2 protein-coding genes and 1 pseudogene are annotated in these 5,000 nt (G+C 40.5%); all 3 read right to left on the reverse strand.

Annotation, left to right across the window (positions count from 1 at the left end; all coding sequences use genetic code 11):
• Positions 1-330 precede the first annotated feature (330 nt).
• Entirely contained in the window at positions 331-2,589 is a 2,259-nt protein-coding gene (gene glgP, locus FGQ53_RS07790; protein ID WP_138337463.1) for a glycogen/starch/alpha-glucan family phosphorylase, read from the reverse strand.
• Between the two features lie 25 nt (positions 2,590-2,614).
• Positions 2,615-4,132 (reverse strand): 4-alpha-glucanotransferase, encoded by a 1,518-nt coding sequence (gene malQ / locus FGQ53_RS07795; RefSeq protein WP_138337465.1) that lies wholly within the window; start codon positions 4,130-4,132, stop codon positions 2,615-2,617.
• A 255-nt stretch (positions 4,133-4,387) separates the two neighbouring features.
• A pseudogene (locus tag FGQ53_RS07800) lies at positions 4,388-5,000 on the reverse strand (IS5 family transposase); the annotation flags it as partial.

Raw genomic sequence — 5,000 nt, forward strand, 5'->3', positions numbered from 1 at the left:
ACCAACATAGAGGCAGGTCAAAATGATAAATACAATCCAAAATAAATCAGTCCATTTATATTTTGAAAAATATTTTTTCCACATAAAAACACCTTCTTCCCTACAATCATATTATAATACTTTATGTAAGCGAATACATGGAATGTGAGGTAATCAACTACAAAGAAACATGAGGTTGAAAGAGAGTAAAAGGCAGTATTTCTAAGCCTTAACTGTATCTATGATTTCCATCTTTTTAAGACAAGATTGACTCAAATCCACAGCTTTCAAAAAAAGCGAATTTCAGTCGAAATTCGCTTTTTACAAATCTTATTCGTATAATCTTGTATCTTAGTTCAAGTGCCAGATATCTTCATTGTACTGAGCGATTGTACGGTCAGATGAGAAGAATCCTGCTTTAGAAATGTTAACGATGACTTTGTCCAACCATGCGTCACGGTCTTCGTAATCAGCCAACATTTGTTCTTTAACCTTGATGTAGTCTTCCAAGTCAAGGAGAGTCATGAACCAGTCTTTGTTGATCAATTCGTTGTAAAGACGTTCCAAGCGTTCTTTCTTACCTACTGCAAGAACAGCATCGCTCACGATGAAGTCAACCAATGGTTTGATAGCTTGACGAGCGTAGAATTCGCTTGATTTGTAAGCTGCTTTTGCGTAAAGGTCGATAACAGTTTCTGAATCTTCACCAAAGATATAGATGTTTTCGTCGCCAACCAACTCAGCGATTTCCACGTTAGCTCCGTCCATAGTACCAAGAGTCAAAGCTCCGTTCAACATGAATTTCATGTTACCAGTACCTGAAGCTTCTTTAGAAGCAAGTGAGATTTGTTCTGAGATATCACATGCTGGGATAAGGAAGCTTGCTGCAGTAACGTTGTAATTTTCAACCATAACTACTTGCAAGTGTGGAGCTACTGCTGGATCGTTAGCAATCACTTCTGACAAGCAAAGGATCAAGTGAATGATGTCTTGGGCGATTGTGTAGGCAGGAGCTGCTTTACCACCAAAGAAGATTGTGATTGGGCGAGCAGGGATGTTACCAGCTTTAATGTCAAGGTATTTGTGGATCACGTACAAAGCGTTCATTTGTTGACGTTTGTACTCGTGAAGACGTTTGATTTGGATGTCAAAGATAGAGTTTGGATTGATTTCCACACCTTGGTGTTCTTTCAAGTGACGAGCCAATTTACGTTTGTTGTGAGCCTTGATGCTTTCCAATTTTTCTTTGACAGCTGCTTTGTCTTCATAAGACAAGAGTTTTTCAAGCTCATCTGCTTCATGGTGCCAACCTTCTCCAAGAATCTCATCCAAGTAGTGAGACAATCTTGGGTTAGCATGCATGAGCCAACGACGGAAAGTGATACCGTTTGTTTTGTTGTTGAATTTTTCTGGGTAAAGGTCGTAGAAAGCTTTCAACTCAGAATTTTTCAAGATTTCAGTGTGGAGTGCCGCTACTCCGTTAACGCTGTATCCGTAGTGGATATCCATGTGAGCCATGTGAACACGTCCGCTCTCATCGATAATTTGAACAGCTGGATCTTTGTATTCTGCTTTCACGCGACGGTCCAATTCTTCGATGATTGGTACCAAGTGAGGAACCACTTCTTGCAAGAATTCAAGAGGCCATTTTTCAAGGGCTTCAGCAAGGATTGTGTGGTTAGTGTAGGCAGTCATGCTACGAACGATTGAGATTGCTTCGTCAAGCTCGATACCACGTGCAGTCAAAAGACGAATCAATTCAGGGATAACCATTGATGGGTGAGTATCGTTGATTTGTACAACTGCGTAGTCAGCAAGGTCATGCAAGTTGCTCCCTTTTTCGATTGCTTCGTCGATGATCAATTGCGCACCGTTTGAAACCATGAAGTATTGTTGGAAGATACGGAGCAATTCACCTTGACGGTCACTATCATCTGGGTAAAGGAAGAGAGTCAAGTTGCGAGCGATATCTGTCTTGTCAAAGTTGATACCATCTTTAATAATAGAAGAATCAACTGAATCCAAGTCAAACAAACGCAAGCGGTTTTTAGTTGCTGTTTCATAACCAGTAACATCAATATCGTAAAGAGTTGATGTCAAAGTAAAGTCTGCAAATGGTACTTGGTAGCTACGGCTTGAACGAACCAACCAGTTTTGCTCTGTCAACCATGCATTTGGAATTGTTTCTTGTTGGTTGTTTTTAAGAACTTGTTGGAAAAGACCAAAGTGGTAGTTAAGACCAACACCGTCACCATTCAAACCAAGAGTCGCAATTGAGTCGATAAAGCAGGCAGCCAAACGTCCCAAACCACCATTACCAAGTGATGGTTCTAATTCTACTTCTTCGATTTCGATCAAGTCTTTACCTGCAGCAGCAAGTTCTTTTTTGACATCGTCATAAAGACCGAGGTTAATCAAGTTGTTTGACAAGAGTTTACCGATCAAGAACTCAGCTGAGATGTAGTAAACTTTTTTCTTACCAGTGTTGACTGGTTTTTGACTGCTTGCAAGCTTGCTGTAGTTGAGAAGAGCAAGGTAAAGCTCCTCATTGCTACATTCTGCAATGGTTTTATTGTAACGATTTTGTACAAATTCTTGTAGTGATAACATGTTTAGTTGTCTCCTGATTATTTTCTTATTTCTTTAATTCTACCAAATTTTCATTGATTCGGCGATAGATTGTTGTCAAGTCAAGCAAACCTTCCTCGACAGCTGGTGTCAATTGATCTTCAGTCATACGCCAAGACCAGTTTCCACCAAGGGTAGATGGAAAGTTCATACGAGCTGTCTCATCCAATTCTAGCAAGTCTTGCATAGTTGCAATTGCCATGAAGCTAACTGATGAAAAGACTGTACGAAGCATAGCGTGTGGCACTGTTTCATACTCTTTACGGTTCGTGTAGCGAGCCATGTACTCACGAGTCGCATCATCGATCTCGTTACGGTACCAACCAAGGACCGTATTGTTATCGTGTGTTCCTGTGTACATAACTGAGTTAGCAGGTGCCAAGTGTGGGCTATCGATACTTTCGTCTTCTGGGTTGAAGGCAAATTGAAGAATCTTCATTCCTGGGAAGCCAGTACGTTCACGCAATTCGATCACTTCATCAGTCATGAAGCCAAGGTCTTCAGCGATGATGTTTAGCTCACCAAGTTCTTCCTTAACGGCTGCAAAGAGCTTGTAGCCCGGACCTTTCACCCACTCACCAGGTGCTGCTGTATCAGAGCCAGCAGGGATTTCCCAGTAAGATTCGAAACCACGGAAGTGGTCGATACGAACGATATCGTAGATTTTGAAGCTTTCACGCAAGCGTTCAATCCACCATTTGTAGCCGTCTTTGTCCATTGCTTCCCAGTCATAGATTGGGTTACCCCAAAGCTGACCCGTTGCAGAGAACTCATCTGGTGGGCATCCTGCGATGCAAGTTGCCTTACCGTTGACATCTGTTTTGAAGAGATGTGGATTTGCCCACATATCACTTGAATCTTCCGCTACGTAGATTGGCATATCCCCAACGATTTCGATGTGGTTGTCGTTAGCGTAGGCTTTCAATTTCAACCATTGTTGGAAGAAGAAGTATTGAGTCACACGGTGATAAACCAACTTGTCTGCCAATTTCTCACGGTAACTTTCAAGTGCTGAAGCTTTACGAGCACGAGCATCCGCATCTGGCCATTCAGTCCAAGCAAGATTGTCAAAATGCTCTTTGATAGCCATATACTCTGCGAAGAGTTCGAGCCATGATTGGTTGTCTTGAGCAAACTTCTCAAAATCTTTAACATCTCCGACTTCAAAGAAACGTTTCACCGCTTTTTCTAAAAGAGGACGACGTGCATAGTAAATCTTAGCATAGTCAACTTCAGACGCATCGCTACCAAAGTCAACTCCTTCAAGGTCACTTGCTTCCAACAAACCTTGCTCCACCAAGATATCCAAATCGATAAAATGAGTATTTCCTGCAAAGGCCGAGAAAGACTGGTAAGGAGAATCCCCGTAACTAGTTGTTCCTAATGGAAGGATTTGCCAGTAACGTTGTTTTGTACGAACCAAGAAATCAACGAAGTCGTAAGCACTTTGACCAAATGATCCGATTCCGTAGGCTCCTGGGAGAGAAGAGATGTGCATCAACACACCACTTTGACGTTTTTTCATAAACAACACCTCGTGTATTTGTAGTTTAAATTTTCATTTTTGGACGCAAACGTTTGCGTTAAGATAAGTATACTTCATTTTTGGAATAATTGCAAGCGTTTTTAAAAAACTTTTTGATTATTTTTATCTAACTAAAACTAACTAAAACTAAAACTTATTCCCACTGATATTTTATGAAATAAGCGAAAAAAATTTTTAAAAAAACCTTGCGACCGTTTTCTATTTATAGATATGCCTATTAGGCTTCCTGCGAAACTAAAATCCTAGTTCACGGTTGATAATGCCAGCAATCAAATTCATTCGTAATCCAAACCGTTTGCGTCGATTTCGATAGGTTGTTAAAAATATTTTAAACGTTTTTACTTTGGCAAAAATATTCTCAACCTTGATTCTCTCTTTGGATAGCGCATGGTTATAGGCTTTATCTTCAAGAGTTAGTGGCTTCAGTTTGCTTGATTTCCTCGGAGTTTGCGCTTGTGAATACATCTTCATAAGTCCTTGATAACCACTGTCTGCCAAGATTTTACCAGCTTGTCCGATATTTCTGCGACTCATTTTGAACAATTTCATATCGTGGCAATAGTTCACAGCGATATCCAAAGAAACAATTCTCCCTTGACTTGTGACAATCGCTTGAGCCTTCATAGCATGATATTTCTTTTTACCAGAATAATTGGCTAGTTGATTTTTTTAGGACGATTGATTTTTACCTCTGTTGCATCCACAATCACCGTATCCTCAGCACTAAGATGAGTTTTTGAAATCGTAAAACCACTTTGAATAAGAGTTGCTTCAACCCATTGACTCCGACGGATTAAGTTGCTTTCGTGAATGCCAAAATCAGCCGCAATTTGTTCATAAGTGCGGT

This window comes from Streptococcus mitis (assembly GCF_005844455.1).
GTDB classification, from domain to species: Bacteria; Bacillota; Bacilli; order Lactobacillales; family Streptococcaceae; genus Streptococcus; species Streptococcus mitis_BF.